This is a genomic window from Streptomyces daqingensis, assembly GCF_014645895.1.
Lineage (GTDB): Bacteria > Actinomycetota > Actinomycetes > Streptomycetales > Streptomycetaceae > Streptomyces > Streptomyces daqingensis.
In genome coordinates this window covers 237,134-255,775 of sequence record NZ_BMMP01000006.1, presented here as the reverse complement: position 1 = coordinate 255,775, position 18,642 = coordinate 237,134, and the positions used below count along the sequence as shown (strand labels likewise).

The window sequence follows — 18,642 nt, the reverse complement described above, 5'->3', positions numbered from 1 at the left end:
CGCCGAGCCTGCGTCACCCGGTGTGACCTGCTGGTATGCGGCTCCGTCCCGTCTCGTGTGGTCCTCGACACAAAGCTCGCCAAGGATCTTCGTCAGGTGTCACGCTGCAAAGACGGTCACATCACGACAGCATCACGACCGCCTTGTCACCGCCACGCTCGGCACCGCACGGACGACCCGAACCGGGTGATCGAGCCGCCACGCCACCTGGGAAGGTCGAAGCACATATGACGGCTCTCGCCCGCTGGTGCCTGCGCCGCCGTCTCGCTGTCGTGCTGATGTGGTGCGCAGTGCTCGTCGGAGTGGGCGCGTCGGCGCTGGCAGCCGGGTCCGGCTACTCCAACAAGTACGACGTGCCGGGCACGGAGACGGCCCGCGCGAGCACCCTCCTCAGCGAGGCGTTCCCGGACCGCTCCGGCGACAGCGACACCATCGTCTGGCACACCGACTCGGGACGCGGCGCGGACGCAGCCACCGACAGCGTCCGCGACACCGAGGTCAGGGACCGGATGGACCGGGCTCTGGACGACATCGCGGACCAGCCCGGCGTCAGGAACGTCACCAGCCCCTACGGCGAGGGCGTCGAACCTCCCCCGGAGCCGGGGGAGCAGGGGCACGAGGAGCGCATCAGCCGCGACGGGCAGACCGCCTACGCCACCGTGACGTTCGACTCCACCGTCGAGGACGTCGAGGAGAAGGACGTCCAGGCGGTCATCGACACCGCCAAGAAGGCGGGCGGCGACGTGGAGGGCCTCCAGGTCGAACTGGGCGGCCCCGGCATCGCGCTCACGGAGGAGCAGGACGGCCACCTGAGCGAGGCGGTCGGCATCGCCGTGGCGGCGGTGGTGCTGCTGCTCGCCTTCGGATCCTTCGCCGCGATGCTGCTGCCGCTGGTCACCGCGCTGGTGAGCGTCGGCACGTCGATCCTCGGCATCGGGCTGCTCAGCCACGTGATGACGATCGCCGACTTCGCGCCCATGCTGGGGACGCTGATCGGGCTCGGAGTCGGCATCGACTACGCCCTGTTCATCGTCACGCGGCACCGGCGCGGGCTGAAGGAGGGGCTGCCGGTCGACGAGGCCGCCCAGCGCGCCCTCGCCTCGGCCGGACGCGCGGTCGTCTTCGCGGGCGTCACGGTCTGCATCGCCCTGCTCGGCATGCTCGTGCTGCGGCTGGACTTCCTCAACGGCGTCGCCGTCGCCGCCTCGTTGACCGTGGTCCTCGCCGTGCTGGCGTCGGTGACGCTGGTTCCGGCGCTGCTCGGCGTGATCGGGATGCGGGCGCTCAGCAGACGCGAACGCCGGCGGCTCGAAGAGGACGGGCCCGAAGCGCCGGCGGGGACCGGCGACCCGGGCGCGAGGGCGGAGAAGGCCGCCATGGGCGGTGCGGCCGCCAAGGAAGCGCCGGGCGAGTGCGAACCGGCGGCGAACACTCCGCGCACGGCGCCGGCCGGTGCCGCGGCGCGCTGGTCCGCGTTCGTGGCGCGCCATCCGCGGCTGCTCGGCGGTTTCGCCGCGGCGGTGATGGTGCTGCTCGCCCTCCCGGTCTTCGGGCTGCAGCTCGGCACGTCCGACCAGGGGAACAACCCCACGACCTCCACCAGCCGCCAGGCCTACGACCTGCTCGCGGACGGATTCGGTCCGGGGACGAACGGTCCCCTGACCCTCGTCGCCGAGATCGACGGAGCCGCCGCCAAGCTCGACTTCGAGAAGCTCCCCGCCGAACTGCGCGACGTCGAGGGCGTGGCGCACGTGTCGGGCGGCGAACTGAACGGCAGCGGCAGCACCGGCGTGATCACCGTCGTGCCCGACAGCGCCCCCCAGGCGCAGGAGACGTCGGAGCTCGTGGAGCACCTGCGCACGGACGTGCTCCCGGAGGCGTCCGACTCCAGCTCGCTGGAGGTCCGCGTCGGCGGCGTCACGGCCGCGCACGACGACTTCGCCGACGTCATCCTCGGCAAGCTGCCGTTGTTCGTGGGGATCGTCGTCTCGCTGGGCTGTGTGCTGCTGCTGCTCGCCTTCCGCAGCATCGGGATTCCCCTCAAGGCCGCGCTGATGAACGTACTGGCGGTGGCCGCCGCCTGCGGAGTGGTCGTGGCCGTCTTCCAGTGGGGGTGGGGCAGCAGCCTGCTGGGGCTGGGCGGGCCAGGTCCCATCGAGCCCTTCCTCCCCGTGATCATGGTGTCCGTGCTCTTCGGACTGTCGATGGACTACCAGGTCTTCCTCGTCAGCCGCATGTACGAGGAGTGGCGCCAGACGGGAGACAACCGCAGAGCGGTTCGCGTCGGCCTCGCCGAGACGGGACGGGTCATCAACTCCGCCGCGGTGATCATGATCGCGGTCTTCGGTGCGTTCGTGCTCAGCGGCGACCGGATCATCGCCATGTTCGGCATCGGGCTGGCGGCGGCAGTGGCGCTGGACGCCTTCGTCCTCCGTACGCTGCTCGTCCCGGCGCTGATGCACATGCTCGGCGGCGCCAACTGGTGGCTCCCGGCCTGGCTGGAACGGCGCCTGCCGCGCCTGAGCATCGAACCGGAGCACGTGCCCGGGACGCCGGTGCCCGAGCAGGCGCCCGCGGCGGAACCGGTGCCGGAACCGGCCCGCGGACCGGCCCCTGCGACGCTGCCCGGACAGCGCCGTGAAGCTCTCATCGGACTCTCAGAATCGACCCCTACGGTGACGCCCCATGGCTACCGAGACATCGAAGACTGACAAGACCGAAGAGACCGCCTCCGCGCCGGAGACCGAGCGCGAGGAGAAGGTCACGGGCGTGGGGTCGACCGGCCCCGAGGCCACCGACGCCGAGGACGCGGCCGTCGCGAAGGACGCCGTCGAGGCCGACGAGGGCCACGCCCACGTCGAGGACGACGACGCCGGCACGGACATTCCCGAGCCTGCCCCCGCCGCACGGGGCGGATTCGGCGCCGGTGCGGCGGCCGTCGTGAGCGCCGGGCTGGGCCTGTGCTCCCTGACGGGCACCTCGCTGAGCGAGATGCTGCGTGAGCGCAAGCAGATGATGGGACAGATCGAGGCCAGCTCGCAGCCGCCGACCGGCGGCGGTGGCGGCGTCGACCAGGTCGCCGCGCTCTACGGCGCGCCCTGGCACACGTCCGCCCTGTTCAACGGCGTCTTCGCGCTGCTCGCCGTCATCGTCGGCGGTGTCCTTCTGGCGCTGGTCAGCAAGCGTGCCGACACCGGTTCCTGGGTGAAGGGCGTCGCACTGGGCGGACTCATCCTCGGCGTCATCGGCCTCGCCGTCGCGGGAGGCATGTACCTGGACCTCTTCGCGTCGCAGCCCAAGGTCCCGGGCCAGCCCGGCTGACGCACCGCCCAGTGCCGCCGCCGGTGCCACTCCGGCAGGCCGGGCCCGCCTTTCGCACGGCTCGTGAGCGGGCCGGGGACGTCTCAGTTGTCTGCCCGAACGCTGAGACGACCTCCCGTCCGCTCACGAGCCGCTCGTGCGCGTGCGGCCCTCGGGACAGCCCGACGCCCCGCCGCGGGACGGACGTCCCGCCGTCACCGCCTCGCGTCCAGTCGTCCCCCGGCCCTGCGGCTCTTTGCGCTTCGCTGCCTCGGGCAGGCGTCTAGTGTCGAGGGCCGTGACGTGGAGTGAGGCGGAGTATCTCGAGTACCTGCGCTCCGAGCGCCGCGCCTACGCGTGGGTGATGCGGCGCCATGGCGGGCTGACGTCCGAGGAGGCCGGGCAAGCCGCCCTGGAGTGCTACCCGTACGAGCCGGCCGACGCCCCGTACCGCGGGCTCGTCTTCCACGACGAGGCATGGCACTGGGCGATGCTCGCGATACACGGTGACCGGTACGGTCACGAACACCCCGAGCCGGCCGACCCTCCACCCGAGTACCGGGCCCTCGAGTGAGCGTTCTACAAGGGCAGCTCTCGGGCAGCCGTTCCACGACGCCTCCTGAAGCCACGGGAACCGGGCCTAAGCGGCCGGCCCCTGAGCCGGGAACGGACGTCGTGACGGATCTCGCGGGCCACCGCCGCGTCCCGGAGGGCGCCCGCCTGTTCTGCCTGCGGCAGAACACCGGCCGGACCGGGCTCGACGATCACTATGGTCCAGTCTCATGACGGCGATCACCACGCGCACGGTCGAGTACACGGCGGACGGGCTGCCGATGGTCGGGCACCTCGCGCTCCCGGCAGGTACCGACCGCCGGCCCGCGGTGCTGATCGGGCCGGAGGGCACGGGGCTCAGCGACGTCGAGCGCCGCCGGGCCGATGCTCTCGCCGAGCTGGGATATGTCGCGCTGGCCTTCGACCTGCACGGCGGGCGCTACCTGGCCGACCCCGACGAAATGCTGGCCCGCTGCATGCCGCTGCTCGCGGATCCCGGCCGCATGCGGGGCATCGGTCATGCGGCGCTCGACGTGTTGCGCGCCGAACCGCGGACCGACTCCGGCCGGATCGCCGCCGTCGGTTACGGCACCGGGGGCGCCATCGGGCTTGAACTCGGGCGCGACGGCGTCGACTTGCGGGTGATCGGGACAGTCAACGCACTGACCACAGGCCGGCCGGGCGAGGCGGCGCGCATTCGCTGCCCGGTATGGGCCGGGGTCGGGTCGGAAGATCCGATCATGGCGCCCGCGCAGCGGGACGCGTTCACCGCGGAGATGCAGGATGCGGGCGTCGACTGGCGCCTCGTCGTCTACGGCGGCGCCTTGCACGCCTTCCACCACCCGCCGGTCGACCATCCCGTGGTCCCCGGCGTCGGTTATCACGCGCGGCACGCGCAGCGAGCCTGGCGCGACGTCGTCGGCCTGCTCGCCGAGTGCCTGCCAGTGGCGGAGTGACCGGCCCGGTCGGTCCGAGCCCGGGCGCCCGGTCATGCCCGGAACAGGCCTGCGAGGCCACCCGCCGGGGCATCGCCGCGGCCGTGCCGGCGTCCACCGTCCGCCGCCAGCCGACCGCGACGCGCTCGCTGTGGCGGGACGCCCTCGCTCCTGGCCGGACCGCGTGATGCGGGTGGACCGCACCTGCGCACGCGGCGGCGCCCTGGCCTGCCGGCAGGCCCTAAGGCCCCCCGCGTGGCGTCTGAGGACCTGCCCGTGGGGACTAAGGCCCCCGATCCGCCGAAGACAGGGCACTCGCCCGATGTGCCGGAGTCGTCCGGAGACGAGGCTGGAGGGACAGCGAACGCCGCGTCAAGGCGGCGTTCCGCCTCTGCCGGGGAGCCCGGAATGATCCACACGCACGAAGCCGCACTGCTGCGCATCGCCGACCTGCGTCACCAGGCGGCGGCCGAGCGCAGGGCGCGGGAGCACGCATCGAGCAGCCACGACCGCGAGTCCCGGGAGGAGGCCGAGAGCCGCGTCCGGACGATGCGGCGCAAGTGGTCCCCGGCCGCGTGACCGCGGCAACGGCGGAGGCCGCCCTCGCACATCGGATGCCGGGGGTGAAATCGCCTCCCGCGATGCCGGTGCCCGGTGTCATGCTGGTCGATGTGCCCGTCGACAACACCGTCAGTCCCGTCCTCGTCGGCCGTCAGGACGAACTCGGCCTTCTCCGTGAGGCGCTCGCCCGTGCCGACGAGGGCGAGCCGCAGGCCGTGCTCCTCGGAGGCGAGGCCGGCGTCGGCAAGTCCCGGCTGCTGGAGGAGTTCCTCTGCCGGGCCCGCTCCGCCGGAGCCGTCACCGCGGTCGGCGGATGCCTCGAACTCGGGGCTGACGGGCTGCCGTTCGCGCCCTTCGCCACGGCCCTGCGCTCCCTGCACCGTTCGCTGGGGGACGCGGAGCTCGCGTCGGCCGCCTGCGGCAGGGAGGCGGAGCTGGCACGGCTGCTCCCCGATCTGGCTCCGCCACCGGGCTCTCCGGCGGCGGCCCAGGCCGAGGCGTGGGACGAGGAGGACGGCCGCGCCCGGCTCTTCGAGCTGACAGCGCAGCTGCTGGAGCGCCTGGCCACGGGCCGTACCGTCGTACTGCTCCTCGAGGACCTGCACTGGGCGGACCGCTCGACGCGTGAACTGCTCGGCTACCTCTACCGTTCGGTGCAGACGTCGCGGCTGCTCGTGCTCGCGAGCTACCGTGCCGACGACATCCACCGCCGCCATCCGCTGCGCCCCTTCCTCGCCGAGGTCGACAGGCTGCGCACGGTGCGGCGCATCGAGCTGCCCAGGCTGAGCCGCACGGAGGTGCACGCCCAGATAGCGGCCATCCAGGGGGTCTCCGAGCCCGACCCCGAGCAGGCCCGGATCATCTTCGAACGCTCGGAGGGCAACCCGTTCTTCGTCGAGGAGCTCACGGCCAACTGCGCGACCTGCGGCATCAGCGACTCCCTCCGCGACCTGCTGCTCGTCCGTGTCGAGGGGCTGCCGGAGCAGGTCCAGCGCGTGCTGCGGACGGCCGCGCAGGCGGGGACGGCCGTCGAGCACGCGCTGCTGGCCGCCGTGTGCGGGATGCCGGAGGAGGAACTGCTGGAGGCGCTGCGGCTCGCCGTCGGTGCGAACGTCCTGCAGCCCACCGCCGACGGGGACGGCTACCGGTTCCGGCACGCGTTGCTGCGGGAGGCCGTCAGCGAGGACCTGCTGCCCGGCGAGGGCGTCGCCCTCAACCGCCGGTACGCGGAGGCCCTCGAAGGGGAGCCCGGCCTCGTACGGGCGGAGCAGTGCACCACGCGTCTGGCGCACCACTGGTACCACGGCCGGGACGCCTCCCGCGCGCTGCCCGTCGTGCTCGCCGCGGCCGTCGAGGCGCGTCGCCGCCACGCCTTCTCGGAGCAGCACCAACTGCTGGAGCGCGCCGTCGAGTTGTGGCACGAGGTCCCGGCGGAGGTCCGGGAGGGGCTGCGTCCCGTAGACGAGGCCGAGGTGTATCCGGGCTGTGCGGACGAACCGGGCTCCGAGTCGCTGAAGTTCATGGACGTACTGGCCGAGGCGGTCGTGGCCGCCCGCACCGGCGGGGACGTCGAACGCGCCTACGCGCTGACGAAGCGCGCCCTCGACCTGCTCGAAAAGGGCGAGGAGCCGCTGCGCGCCGCCTGGTTCTGGGTCCAGCGCGCCAAGCTCGTCGAGGCGTCGGGCCGCGGAGACGGCTGGGACGAGATCGCCCGCGCCCAGGACCTGGTACGCGGGCTGGCCCCCTCGGCCGTGCACGCGGAGGTGCTCGCGTGCGCGGCGGGCTGGGGCATGATGCACCGGCCCGGCGCGGAGGCCATGGGCGCCGCGGTCCGCGCGGTCGAACTGGCGCGGGTCGTCGGGGCGACCACCATCGAGCTGCAGGCGCGCACCACCCTCGGCATACTGACGGCTGACTCGGGCGATCTCGACGCGGGCATCGCCGAGATGCGGCGGGCACGCGAACAGGCGCTGCAGGCAGGCGCGTTCGGGGTCGTCGGCCGCGCCGACATCAACATCGCCACCGAACTGGAGGCGATGGGACGCTCCAGCGAGGCGGTCGTGGAGGCGGCGCGCGCCGTCGAGGTGGCCGTGGCCCACGGGCGGCCCGGGCAGTGCTCCGTCGCCCTCATCTGCCAGGCCGAATCGCTCTTCGCCCTGGGCGACTGGACGGAGGCGGCCCGGCTCAGCGACGAGGCCGCGGCCACGGCCCGCACCGTGGACAGCCGTGGCTGGGCGGCCCTGCTCAAGGTCCAGTTCCTGCTGGGGCGGGGCGAGCCGGTCGCGGCGGAGGCGGCTCTCGGCACTGCCCGCGAGGTGATGGGCAGCTTCGCCGCGTCGCCGTACATCGCTGTGCAACTGCGCCACGGCGCGCTGGTGCTGGCCGCCGAACGCGGCGAACCCGGCGCCGCACGGGCGGAGTTGGACGCTGCTCTGGAGGCGGGCTTCCCGCCGGGGACACACCGCTACGCGTGGCCGCTGCTGCACGCGGCGGCGGTGCACGAGTCGACGGTCCGGGGCCTGCCCGCCGCCGAGGAAGGGCGGTCAGAAACCCTGGCAGCGCTGGCGACGGCGGTGCGCCGCCTGGCGCATCCCGCGCCCGTCTGGCAGGCCTACTCCCTGCTGGTACGGGCGGAGCTCGGCCGTGCGCACGGGCAGAGCGATCCGGCCGCGTGGGAGGCCGCGGTGGAGGCGTTCGCGGTGCAGGAGCGTCCGTACCAGCTGGCGCAGGCGCGGCAGCGCTGGGCGGAATCGCTGCTGAGCGTCCCGGCGCAGGGCGACGAGGGCCTGGCGCGGACCGGCAGGGCCGATGCGCGAGCGGACCGTGACCGCGCGCGGGACCTGCTGGCGGCGGCCCACGCGGAGGCCGTGCGGCTCGGTGCGGCGCCGCTGCGAAGGGAGGCCGAACAGCTGGCGGTACGCGCGAGGTTGCCGTTGCAGGCCGGCGGTCCGGGCGCGGGCGACGGCGTGCCTGCGCGTCCCGTTCCCGTGTCCGCGGGACCGGCTGCCGCGCCCGAGTCCGCCTCGCGGACGGGCGGCACGGGCGGCTCCCCGGAGGGGCGCGGGCAGGCGGCGGAGGCGTTCGGGCTGACGCGGCGTGAAAAGGACGTGCTCCGGCTCGTCGCCGCCGGACGCAGCAACAGGCAGATCGCGGAAGAGCTGTTCATCTCGCCCAAGACGGCGAGCGTGCACGTCTCCAACATCCTGGCGAAGCTCGGGGTGGCCGGCCGCGGAGAGGCGGCGGCCATGGCTCACCGGCTGCGGCTCCTCAGCGAGGACGCCTCACCGGCGGCGGGCTGACAAGGGCCGGGCCGTAACTCCCGGCGGATCGACGGGTGCTGAGCCGGCAGGCCCGGCGGTGAGCGTCAGTCCGGCAGGCCGTCGTCGTCAGGGCCGTCCGCGTCCGCCTCGTCCGCCGTCTTCGGACGTGCGGGCAGCACGGCGTGCTGGTCCTCCAGAGCGATGACGATCCTGCCGGAGCCGAGGTCGACCGGACCGCAGCCCGGCTGGTGCGTGCCCTCCAGCACATACGTGTGCTCCAGGCGCTGCTTCTCCTGCTCCAGGTACTGCTGGCCGGGGAGGAAGACGTTGCCGGCGATGTCCATCAGTGGCTCCCGTTCTCGTCGTGCTCCGTCGGCGGCCGTTGCCCCGGAGGGCGGATCACGACCTGCCCTGAGGTGAGGTCGACCGGACCCCGGCCCGGATCGTCGCTGCCCTGTTCGACCCGGGTGTGCTCCTGCCGCCTGCGTTCGTCGTCGGTGTGCCGGCGTCCCGGCGAGAAAAGCTCCTCGATCAGGTTGAACATGGGCCTCCGCTCGGCCGGGCGCCGCTCCACGTGCCGCGTCGCGGCCCGCGGGATCCGGACGAAGCGCCTCAGCTCACCTTCAGCTTCAGGATACGGTCATCGCCCTTTTCGGGCGTGCCCCTGCCGTCCGTCTCGCTCGTGACGAGCCACAGCCCGTCCTTGCCGTCCGAGACGACCGTACGGAGCCGCCCGTACTTGCCGTCGAGGAACGACTGCGGCTTCGCCGCGGGCTCCGTGCCCTTCAGCGGGATGCGCCACAGACGCTCGCCGCGGAGCCCCGCCATCCACACCGAGCCCTCCGCGACGGCGGCGCCGCTGGGGGAGGCGTCCGCGGTCCTCCACTGCTCGACCGGGTCGACGAACCCCGACCCGCCGGTCTTGCCCTCGGCGTCCGGCCAGCCGTAGTTCTGACCCGGCCGGATGAGGTTCAGTTCGTCCCACGTGTTCTGGCCGAACTCGCTGGCCCACAGCCGCTTCTCGTCGTCCCAGTCCAGGCCCTGGACGTTGCGGTGGCCCCACGAGTAGACGACGGAGTCCGTGTCGGGGTTGCCCTGGCCGGGGGGCTGCCCGTCCGGGGTCATCCGGAGGATCTTGCCGCCCAGCGACTTCTTGTCCTGGGAGAGCCCGCCCTCGCCGGACTCCCCGGTGCCCGCGTACAGCATCTTGTCCGGGCCGAACGCGATCCGGCCGCCGTTGTGGATCTGGCCCTTGGGGATGCCCTTGATGATCGTGTCGGGGGCACCGAGCTGGTCGCCCTGGGGCTTGTCGGGGTCGTAGAGCATCCGCACGATGCGGTTGTCGGACTCGGTGGTCAGGTAGGCGTAGACGGTCTCGGCGTTGTCCGGCGGAACCGCGATGCCCAGCAGGCCGCCCTCGCCTCCCGCCGCTACGCCCGGCACGGTGCCGAGTTCGGTCTTCTTCCCGCTGCGGCCGTCGATCCGGTAGATCCTGCCGAGGTCGCGGGTGGAGACCAGCAGGTCGCCGCCTTCCAGCGGCGCCAGTCCCCAGGGAGCCTTCAGACCGGTGGCGACCGTGCGCTCCACCTTCACCGAGCCCTTCGCGGGCGCGCCGGACGCCGTGCCGTCCGGTGCGGGCTCCTTGCTCGACGGCGCGGAGGAGGAGCGCTCCTTCGACGGAGTGCCGGAGCCGTCGGAGCAGCCCGACGCCAGGACGGCCATGAGCGCGAGCCCCGCGACGGCTGCGGACGGCAGATTACGGCTTCGCACGGTCTCGGTGCCTCCCGGTTCGGTGACTGCTCCCGTCACATCTGATCAGCTCGCTCAGCACACCACATCCGTGCCCCGCCGTGGGCGCCATACCGCTTTCCCGCGCACTCCGCGCGATCCCCGGACGTGCGCCGCCCGGCGCGGGCCGGCAAGGCGCGCACCGGCGGCTGCGTCCGGAAGCCGCGGCCAGGGACGGCTACTCCCAGGAGCCCTTCGCCGTGGGCAGCGAACCCAGCTCCGCCATGTCCCCAGGGGTGAGCACGAGGTCGGCCGCCCGGCTGTTCTCCAGGGCCCAGCGCTCCTTCTTGGTGCCCGGCACGGGAACCACGGTCCGTCCGAGGGAGAGCAGCCAGGCCAGAGCCACCTGCGCGGGAGTGACACCGCCTCCGTGGCGCTCCGCGACCCGGCGGAGGCCGGCCACGACCGGCTGGTTCGCGGCCATCATCTCGGCGGTGAAGCGGGGGTGCCGCGCGCGTACGTCGTCGGGCTCGAACCCGCCGCCGGTGGTGAGCGTCCCGCTCAGGTAGCCGTTCCCGAGGGGCATCGCCGCGATGAATCCCACACCGCGCGCCGTGCACCAGGGCAGCAGCGTCCCGAGCGCCTCCCGCGACCAGACCGAGAGCTCGGCCTGCACGCCGCTCACGGGGAAGACCTGCTGAACGCGCTCCAGCTGCCTGATCGTCGGCTCGTGTATGCCGCGGCCCTTGCCGCGGCTGCGGTGGTCGGCCCGGGCCCCCACCGCGCAGAAGCCGAGCGCGCGCACCTTGCCCGCCGTGACGAGCTCCGCCATGGCGCCCCACGTCTCCTCCACGGGCACTTCCGGGTCGGCCCTGTGGAGCTGGTAGAGGTCGATGACGTCCGTCTGGAGGCGCCGCAGCGACGCGTCGCAGGCCCTTCTGACGTAGCCGGGGCGGCCGTTGGCGACGATGTGCTGCTCGCCCACGAGCAGCCCGCATTTGGTGGAGACGAAGGCGTCGTGCCGGCGCTCCTTGAGGGCGCGGCCGATCAGCAGCTCATTGGTGAACGGGCCGTACATGTCGGCCGTGTCCAGCAGCGTCATGCCGCGGTCCAGGGCGGTGTGCACCGTGCGCAGTGACTCCTCGCCGCGCTGCTCGGACGTGGAGTACGCCCAGGTCATCGGCATGCAGCCGAGCCCGATCGCACCCACTTCGAGCGCTGCCGCACCGATTGTCCTGCGCTCCACTTGGACGGACTCCCCTCTGCCGGGCCCCCAAACTAGCGCCTGCCCCCGACAGCCTCCGCAGAGGCTCCGGTCCCCGCCCGGGGGTCAGCATCTAGCCTCTGACCATGGCATCCTCACCGACAACCACCGCGACAGACGTCTGGCTGCCCATTCCGCCCGCACAGATCGACGGGCTGCCGGACACCCTCACGTACCACTTCTGGGACGGCGACGAGGAGTTCCCCGCCGACCCCGCGGACTGCGGCTTCTACGTCGTCCCCTACATGAAGGGCAAGGCGGTCTCGGTGCGGCCGCTGCCGCAGATGACGGGCCTGAGCGTCGTCCAGACCCTCACGGCGGGCATAGACCACGTCGTCGACGCCGTCCCGGACCTTCCCGCCGGGACGCTGCTGTGCAACGCCAAGGGGGTGCACGACGCCTCAACCGCCGAGCTGGCCCTCGCCCTCACGCTCGCGGCCCTGCGCGAACTGCCCCGGTTCGTACGGGCGCAGGACGCGGAGGAGTGGCAGCCCGGCGTCCACGAGGCGCTCGCCGACAAGGCCGTCCTCATCGTCGGACACGGCGCCATCGGCGCGGCAGTCGAGGAGCGGCTCGTCCCGTTCGAGGTGGCGGAGGTGCTGCGGGTGGCGCGCAGCGCACGCTCCGTCGCGCGCGGGCCCGTTCACGCGCTGGGGAGCCTCCCGGAGCTGCTGCCGCAGGCGGACGTGGTGATCCTCTGCACCCCGCTCACCGACGAGACCCGCGGCCTCGCGGACGCCGGATTCCTCTCCCGCATGAAAGACGGCGCCCTGCTGGTGAACGTGGCCCGGGGAGGCGTGGTGGACACCGACTCCCTGCTGGCGGAGCTGAGTTCGGGACGTCTGCGTGCCGCGCTCGACGTCACCGACCCGGAGCCCCTGCCCGCCGGGCACCCGCTCTGGCACGCCTCCAACACCTTGATCACGCCGCACGTCGGCGGTCCCACCTCGGCCTTCCTGCCGCGCGCCAAGCGGCTGTTGAGCAGCCAGCTGAACCTCTGGGCCGCCGGTGAACCGCTGGAGCACACCGTCGCCGTCGCCGGGTGACGCGGAGGGTGCCGGAGGGGCGCCGGGGGAGCCTGAGGCGGCGCCCGGCGTGACTCCGGGCCGGTGCGGGGAGCTTCCCAAGGGGCCCTGAAACCGGGGGAGAACACTCTCCGGATGCGTACGAACGCTGGCTGTGTCCACAAAGCCGCAGGTCGTCACGTTCTGTATCTGCACTATGTCCCTCTGTGACGGTTTGGTGTATCGTCCGAGAGGGGGCGAACCCGGACACGAGGGGGCGACGGGCGGATGCGCAGCCAATTGACGAACTGCCGGTGTGCACGACAGCGGACCCCACAGACCACTTCTCTTCGAGAGAACCTCAACGAGGGCGCCCGCACCGGCGTTTCAGGGCGCGGGCAGGGTGCCGGCCGGAAGCGGAGCCACGAAGGGCCCGCGGGTGCACGGAGGGCGTCGTGAGCGCCGGCGGCGCGGCCCCGGGGAAGGGCCCGCTCGTCGCGGCGCGTTCATGCACCCCGGCGTACGCGCCGCAGGCACCGCGACTCGTCGGCGGCCGCGGCCCGCGCGAAGCCGGCAGTCCCGAGGGAGCCGCGGCTGCGGGCGCCCCGGTCCGTCCCGCGGCTGCCGCCGGAGACGCGGGGGCGGGTACTGAGGCCGGCGCGAAGGCGCGTGCGGGCCGCGGTGGCGGAGCGGGTCTCCTCCCGCAGTTCGTGCTCGTGACCCTCTGCGGCGGATACGCCGTCGGGGCGGCACTCGGCTGGGGCTCGCACCAAGTGGCGCTCGTCATGGGGGACTTCGGGCTCAGCGCCGCCGGCGTGCTCGCGGCGGTCTCGTGCTTCTGGTACGCCCGTGCGCACCGGGGCACGCAACTGGGCCCCGCCTGGCTTCTGTTCGGCCTCTCGTCCCTGATGGCGGCGGCGGGCAACGCCGTCTGGGGGTGGTACGAGGTGGTGCTGCACCAGCCGGTGCCGCGCCCGTCCGTCGCCGACTACTGCTTCCTGCTCTTCGCACCGCCCGCCATCATCGGCCTGCTGGTGCTGGCCAAGAGGCCGGTCACCCGCGCCGGCTGGGTCTGCCTGGGGCTCGACTCCTGGCTCATCGGCGGTTCGCTGCTCACCATCTCGTGGTCGCTGGCGCTCGCCCACACCGCGTACTGGGAGGGCGACTCCGTGGCGCGCGCCGCGCTCAGCCTCGCCTACCCGCTGCTGGACATCGTGCTCGTGAGCATGGTGCTCGGCCTGCACTTCAAGCGCTCCGCCGCGTACCGCTCCGCCATCAACACCGCCATCGGCGCGCTCGCCCTGACGGTGCTGTGCGACGCGCTGTTCAGTTCGCCGCTGCTCCAGGAGCACTACACCTCGGGGCAGTTGCTCGACGCCGGCTGGTTCGCGGGTTCCCTCCTGCTCGCGTACGCGCCGTGGGTGGGCCGCGGCGAGACCGAAGCGCCCCAGGGCGGACGGGCCCGCGGCCGCGTCGCCGAGGGCGGCGGCCGGGGCCCCGCCGGAACCCGCTCCGAAAGAGCGGAGTGGGAGACGGTCCGTGACTGCCCGAGCCGCCCCATCGCGGGTTCGCTCGCGGCTCTCACGCCCTATCTGGCCGCCGCAGTCTGCACGTTGGGCATCCTGTACAACGCGGTGGCGGGCCGGGAGATCGACGGTGTCGTCCTGTTCACGGCATGCACCGTCGTGCTGGCTCTGCTCGTCCGGCAGGGGATCATGCTGCTGGACAACATCAGCCTCACCCAGGAACTGGCCCAGAAGGAGAGCCACTTCCGCTCCCTCGTCCAGGGCTCCAGCGACGTCATCATGATCGCCTCGCCGACCGGGGTGCTGCGCTACGTGTCGCCCGCGGCGACGGGCGTCTACGGCAGGGACGGCGACGCCCTCATCGGCTCCGAACTCGCGTCCCTCATCCACCCCGAGGACCTCGCCCGCGTCCTGCACGAGCTGCGCCGCTTCCTCGCCTCGTCCCCGGAGCAGGACGCGTCGACGAGGATCGAGTGCCGCTTCCGGCACGGCGACGGGCACTGGCTGAACGTCGAGTCGACGGTCAACCGCTACCGCAGCGGCCTCATCTTCAACAGCCGCGACGTGACCGAACGGGTGCGGCTCCAGGCGCAGTTGCAGCACAACGCGTCGCACGACCCGCTCACCGACCTGCCGAACCGCGCGCTGTTCACGGAACGCGTGCGCAAGGCCCTCGTCGGCCGGCGCGGCGGCGACAGCGAGCACGCCGTGCTCTACATCGACCTGGACGGCTTCAAGGCGGTCAACGACACCATCGGCCACCAGGCCGGCGACGAACTCCTCGTGGCCGCCGCCCGGCGCCTCCAGGAGTCGGTGCGCGCCGGGGACACGGCCGCGCGGCTGGGCGGCGACGAGTTCGCGGTCCTCATCCTCGGGGACGGCAACCCCAGCACCCACGCCGACGCCGAACGCGAGCTGCGCATCCACGAGATCGCCGACCGGCTGCGCCTGACGCTCTCCGAGCCGTACCGCGTCGAGGGCAAGGAGGTCCACGTCGCCGCGTCCATCGGGATCGCCTTCGCGGAGCCGGACATCACCCCGACGGCCCTGATGCGCAACGCCGACCTCGCGATGTACCGCGCCAAGCAGGCCGGCAAGGCCCGGGTCGAGCTGTACTCGCCGCACATGCAGACCCAGCGGCAGCAGGGCAGCGGCAAGCGCGCCCAGCTCTCCACGCGGCTGCGTGCGGCCCTGCGGGACGGCGAGTTCACGCTCCTCCACCAGCCCGTCGTCGAGCTGTCCAGCGGAAAGGTCACCGCCGTCACGGCGCAGCCGCGCTGGGGCTCCGCTCAGGGCATGCTCTTCACGCCGGCCGAGTTCCTGCGCGCTGGGGGCGGTGCCGTACCTCCCCCCGCGGCGGAAGCGGCCAGCGGTCCTCCCTTACCGGGCCGCTCCGGCGGCAGGCTCCGCGAGGCGGAGGAGACGGCCACCGAGCGGGTCGCCGAGGTGAGCCGGTGGCTGCTGGAGCAGGCCGTGCAGCAGGCCCACGCCCGGCATCTCGCCGGATTCCCCGTGCCCGTGTCGGTGCGGCTCCCAGCGAGCCGACTCACCGACGGGTCGGTGAGCGTCAGCTCCGTCGAGAGCCTGCTCAGCCGGTACGAACTGCAGGCCGGATCGCTGATCGTGGAGCTCTCCGACACCGACCGGCGCGTCTCGCTCGATGAGCTGGAGAAGGCCCTGAGCGCGCTGCGCCGCCTAGGAGCGAGCATCTCCCTCGACGGCTTCGGAGGCGGTCCGCTCGCCGTCTCGGCGCTGCGGCGGCTGCCCGTGGACATGGTGCGGCTCGACCGCGTACTCGTGGACGGCCTCGCCGAATCGCCACGCCAGCGGAAGATCACCACCGGGCTGCTCCGCATGGCCGGTGATCTCGGTCTCACGACGGTCGCCGAGGGCGTCGACCTGCCCGAACAGGCCGTCAGGCTGCGGGAGATGGGATGCACCCACGGCCAGGGCGCCCTCTTCTCCGGCCCGCTGGACGAACACCGCCTGCGCCACGCCCTGTCGCGCGGCAGCTATGCCCTGCCCGAGCTCCCCAGGCCGCGCGGCGCCGGCCGCGGACGCACGGGCGGGGTGCGGGCGGGAGGCGCGACGGGGGCCCGGGGCGGCCTCGCCGGGGGCGGCAGGGGCCTGGCGGCCGCGGCGGCGGCCGGACGTACGGTCGAGGAGCAGCGGCGCGGGAGCCGCTCGGTGGTGGTCGCGGGTGCCCTGCCCGTACGGATGCAGGACCGCCGGGAGACGATGCCCCCGTGGCTCGTGCCGGGCGGCTCGCGGGACGGGGCGGAAGGCGCCGCACCTCCCTCGACGCCCTGTTCGCATGCTGAGACGCGCGTCCCACCCACTTGACACGGAATGTGTGCCGGGGGGAAGGTCTGTGCCATGCGCACCCGAATTCTCGTACTTGGAAAGCGCGTCGCCTGACCAGGTCCGCATCACCGACCTGGCGCTCTCAGCGACGCGCTCCCCCTCGCTTGCCTCACGGCACGAGGGGTTTTTTGTTGCACATGCACCGGAGCCTCAGGCTCCGTCCACGCACCGACCTCACGCACCCACAGCACGAACCGAGCGTCAACCCTCACCTCTGAGAAGAGATCACCGATGACCGAGCAGGCCACCGGGGCCCCGAAACCGCAGCCGCGGGCCCGTACCGTCGGACAGCAGCAGGCTGCGCCCGTCGAGATGACCGGCGCCCAGTCCCTCATCCGTTCTCTCGAGGAGTCCGGTACCGACACGGTATTCGGCATCCCCGGCGGTGCGATTCTCCCGGCCTACGACCCGATGATGGACTCCGCCCGGGTCCGGCACGTGCTGGTGCGGCACGAGCAGGGCGCGGGCCACGCGGCCACCGGGTACGCGCAGGCCACGGGCAAGGTCGGCGTCTGCATGGCGACGTCCGGCCCGGGCGCGACCAACCTCGTCACCCCTCTCGCAGACGCGCACATGGACTCGGTGCCGCTGGTCGCGATCACCGGCCAGGTCGCCTCCGGCGCCATCGGCACGGACGCCTTCCAGGAAGCCGACATCTGCGGCATCTCCATGCCCGTCACGAAGCACAACTTCCTGGTCACCGACCCGGACGAGATCCCGCGCACCATCGCCGAGGCGTTCCACATCGCCTCCACGGGGCGTCCCGGACCGGTCGTCGTCGACATCGCCAAGGACGCGCTGCAGGGCCGTACGACGTTCAGCTGGCCTCCCGTCGCGGACCTGCCCGGCTACCGTCCGGTGACCAAGCCGCACGCCAAGCAGATCCGGGAGGCGGCGAAGCTCCTCGCGGAGGCCCGGCGTCCGGTGCTCTACGTCGGCGGCGGCGTCATCAAGGCGCAGGCCGCCGCGGAGCTGCGCATCCTCGCCGAGCTGACGAAGACACCGGTGACGACCACGCTGATGGCGATCGGCTCGTTCCCCGACAGTCACCCGCAGCATCTGGGCATGCCCGGCATGCACGGCAGCGTCGCGGCCGTCACCTCGCTGCAGAAGGCGGACCTGATCGTCGCCCTCGGCGCGCGCTTCGACGACCGCGTGACCGGCAAGCTGGACTCCTTCGCGCCCATGGCGAAGATCGTCCACGCGGACATCGACCCGGCGGAGATCGGCAAGAACCGCGCGGCGGACGTCCCGATCGTCGGTGACGCCCGCGAGGTCATCGCCGACCTCGTGGTCGCCGTCCAGGCCGAGCTGGGGGCGGCGGCTCCCGCGGGCGGCACCGACGCGTACGCGGCCGCCCGCGCCGGATACACGGACTGGTGGACGCAGCTGAACCGCTGGCGGGAGACCTACCCGCTCGGCTACGACCTGCCGGAGGACGGCTCCCTGTCCCCGCAGCAGGTCATCCAGCGCATCGGCCGGCTGGCTCCGGAAGGCACCGTCTTCGCGGCGGGCGTGGGGCAGCACCAGATGTGGGCCGCCCACTTCATCGACTACGAGAAGCCGGCGACGTGGCTCAACTCCGGCGGCCTGGGCACCATGGGCTACGCGGTCCCCGCAGCGCTCGGCGCCAAGGTGGGCAGGCCGGAGAGCACGGTCTGGGCGATCGACGGCGACGGCTGCTTCCAGATGACGAACCAGGAGCTGGCGACGGCGGCACTCAACGGCGTCCCCATCAAGGTCGCGATCATCAACAACGGCGCGCTCGGCATGGTCCGCCAGTGGCAGACGCTCTTCTACAACCAGCGCTACTCCAACACGAAGCTGCACTCCGGCTCCGCGGCGCCGGGATCCGCCGGGGAGCCGGCGGGCAGGGGCACCCGCTGCCCCGACTTCGTGAAGCTGGCCGAGGCGATGGGCTGCGTCGGCATCCGCTGCGAGGACCCCGAGGAGCTGGACTCGGTGATCGAGAAGGCCAACGCCATCAACGACCGTCCTGTCGTCATCGACTTCATCGTCCACGAGGACGCGATGGTCTGGCCGATGGTCGCGGCAGGCACCTCCAACGACGAGGTCATGGCGGCGCGCGGAGTGCGCCCCGACTTCGGCGACAGCGACGACTGAGGCCAGGGAAGAGGAACCAGAGGA

13 protein-coding genes are annotated in these 18,642 nt (G+C 72.8%); 9 read left to right on the top strand and 4 right to left on the bottom strand.

The window, feature by feature from the left end:
* The first annotated feature begins 227 nt into the window (after positions 1 to 227).
* From IEY56_RS11280 to IEY56_RS11255, 6 genes are all read left to right on the top strand, one after another.
* Positions 228 to 2,711, top strand: a complete 2,484-nt coding sequence (locus IEY56_RS11280) for an MMPL family transporter (RefSeq protein ID WP_189036997.1) — start codon at positions 228 to 230, stop codon at positions 2,709 to 2,711.
* Entirely contained in the window at positions 2,686 to 3,321 is a 636-nt protein-coding gene (locus IEY56_RS11275; RefSeq protein ID WP_189036996.1) for a GHMP family kinase ATP-binding protein, read from the top strand. Before IEY56_RS11280 ends, IEY56_RS11275 begins: the two co-directional genes overlap by 26 nt.
* A 277-nt stretch (positions 3,322 to 3,598) precedes the next feature.
* The gene (locus IEY56_RS11270) at positions 3,599 to 3,874 is read left to right on the top strand and encodes a hypothetical protein (RefSeq protein WP_189036995.1); all 276 of its coding nucleotides are present in this window, start codon (positions 3,599 to 3,601) and stop codon (positions 3,872 to 3,874) included.
* Positions 3,875 to 4,082: 208 nt separating this feature from the next.
* The gene (locus IEY56_RS11265) at positions 4,083 to 4,808 is read left to right on the top strand and encodes a dienelactone hydrolase family protein (RefSeq protein ID WP_189036994.1); all 726 of its coding nucleotides are present in this window, start codon (positions 4,083 to 4,085) and stop codon (positions 4,806 to 4,808) included.
* 387 nt (positions 4,809 to 5,195) lie between these two features.
* A complete protein-coding gene (locus IEY56_RS11260; RefSeq protein WP_189036993.1) occupies positions 5,196 to 5,366 on the top strand; it encodes a hypothetical protein in 171 nt (56 codons plus the stop codon).
* A gap of 62 nt (positions 5,367 to 5,428) precedes the next feature.
* Entirely contained in the window at positions 5,429 to 8,647 is a 3,219-nt protein-coding gene (locus tag IEY56_RS11255) for a helix-turn-helix transcriptional regulator (protein WP_189036992.1), read from the top strand.
* A 65-nt stretch (positions 8,648 to 8,712) separates the two neighbouring features.
* Here IEY56_RS11255 and IEY56_RS11250 read toward each other — a convergent pair whose 3' ends face one another.
* The 4 genes from IEY56_RS11250 to IEY56_RS11235 form a co-directional block, all read right to left on the bottom strand.
* Positions 8,713 to 8,952: a DUF6191 domain-containing protein gene (locus IEY56_RS11250; protein ID WP_045864911.1), complete on the bottom strand. Its 240-nt coding sequence runs from the start codon at positions 8,950 to 8,952 to the stop codon at positions 8,713 to 8,715.
* Complete coding sequence (locus IEY56_RS11245; RefSeq protein ID WP_189036991.1) at positions 8,952 to 9,152, bottom strand: DUF6191 domain-containing protein; 201 nt, start codon at positions 9,150 to 9,152, stop codon at positions 8,952 to 8,954. The genes IEY56_RS11250 and IEY56_RS11245 overlap by 1 nt, the downstream gene beginning before the upstream one ends.
* A 68-nt stretch (positions 9,153 to 9,220) precedes the next feature.
* Positions 9,221 to 10,330, bottom strand: coding sequence for a PQQ-dependent sugar dehydrogenase (locus tag IEY56_RS11240; protein ID WP_189037070.1), 1,110 nt, complete (start codon positions 10,328 to 10,330; stop codon positions 9,221 to 9,223).
* A 244-nt stretch (positions 10,331 to 10,574) separates the two neighbouring features.
* On the bottom strand, positions 10,575 to 11,582 hold the full coding sequence (locus tag IEY56_RS11235) for an aldo/keto reductase (RefSeq protein WP_189036990.1): 1,008 nt from the start codon (positions 11,580 to 11,582) through the stop codon (positions 10,575 to 10,577).
* Between the two features lie 104 nt (positions 11,583 to 11,686).
* Between IEY56_RS11235 and IEY56_RS11230 the strand changes: the two genes are divergently transcribed.
* The 3 genes from IEY56_RS11230 (at position 11,687) to IEY56_RS11220 (ending at position 18,618) form a co-directional block, all read left to right on the top strand.
* Complete coding sequence (locus IEY56_RS11230; RefSeq protein ID WP_189036989.1) at positions 11,687 to 12,646, top strand: 2-hydroxyacid dehydrogenase; 960 nt, start codon at positions 11,687 to 11,689, stop codon at positions 12,644 to 12,646.
* Positions 12,647 to 13,314: 668 nt separating this feature from the next.
* Positions 13,315 to 16,473 carry a putative bifunctional diguanylate cyclase/phosphodiesterase gene (locus tag IEY56_RS11225; RefSeq protein WP_229711806.1) on the top strand — a complete coding sequence of 1,053 codons (3,159 nt, stop codon included), beginning with the start codon at positions 13,315 to 13,317 and terminating at the stop codon, positions 16,471 to 16,473.
* Between the two features lie 252 nt (positions 16,474 to 16,725).
* The gene (locus IEY56_RS11220; RefSeq protein ID WP_189036987.1) at positions 16,726 to 18,618 is read left to right on the top strand and encodes an acetolactate synthase large subunit; all 1,893 of its coding nucleotides are present in this window, start codon (positions 16,726 to 16,728) and stop codon (positions 18,616 to 18,618) included.
* Positions 18,619 to 18,642 lie beyond the last annotated feature (24 nt).

Excerpts from the sequence above, each read along its gene's own strand:
- IEY56_RS11280 (WP_189036997.1), top strand. The coding sequence starts at position 228 with ATGACGGCTCTCGCCCGCTGGTGCCTGCGCCGCCGTCTCGCTGTCGTG.
- IEY56_RS11250 (WP_045864911.1), bottom strand. The coding sequence starts at position 8,952 with ATGGACATCGCCGGCAACGTCTTCCTCCCCGGCCAGCAGTACCTGGAG.
- IEY56_RS11260 (WP_189036993.1), top strand. The coding sequence starts at position 5,196 with ATGATCCACACGCACGAAGCCGCACTGCTGCGCATCGCCGACCTGCGT.
- IEY56_RS11255 (WP_189036992.1), top strand. The coding sequence starts at position 5,429 with ATGCCGGTGCCCGGTGTCATGCTGGTCGATGTGCCCGTCGACAACACC.
- IEY56_RS11230 (WP_189036989.1), top strand. The coding sequence starts at position 11,687 with ATGGCATCCTCACCGACAACCACCGCGACAGACGTCTGGCTGCCCATT.
- IEY56_RS11265 (WP_189036994.1), top strand. The coding sequence starts at position 4,083 with ATGACGGCGATCACCACGCGCACGGTCGAGTACACGGCGGACGGGCTG.
- IEY56_RS11220 (WP_189036987.1), top strand. The coding sequence starts at position 16,726 with ATGACCGAGCAGGCCACCGGGGCCCCGAAACCGCAGCCGCGGGCCCGT.
- IEY56_RS11245 (WP_189036991.1), bottom strand. The coding sequence starts at position 9,152 with ATGTTCAACCTGATCGAGGAGCTTTTCTCGCCGGGACGCCGGCACACC.
- IEY56_RS11275 (WP_189036996.1), top strand. The coding sequence starts at position 2,686 with ATGGCTACCGAGACATCGAAGACTGACAAGACCGAAGAGACCGCCTCC.
- IEY56_RS11240 (WP_189037070.1), bottom strand. The coding sequence starts at position 10,330 with ATGGCCGTCCTGGCGTCGGGCTGCTCCGACGGCTCCGGCACTCCGTCG.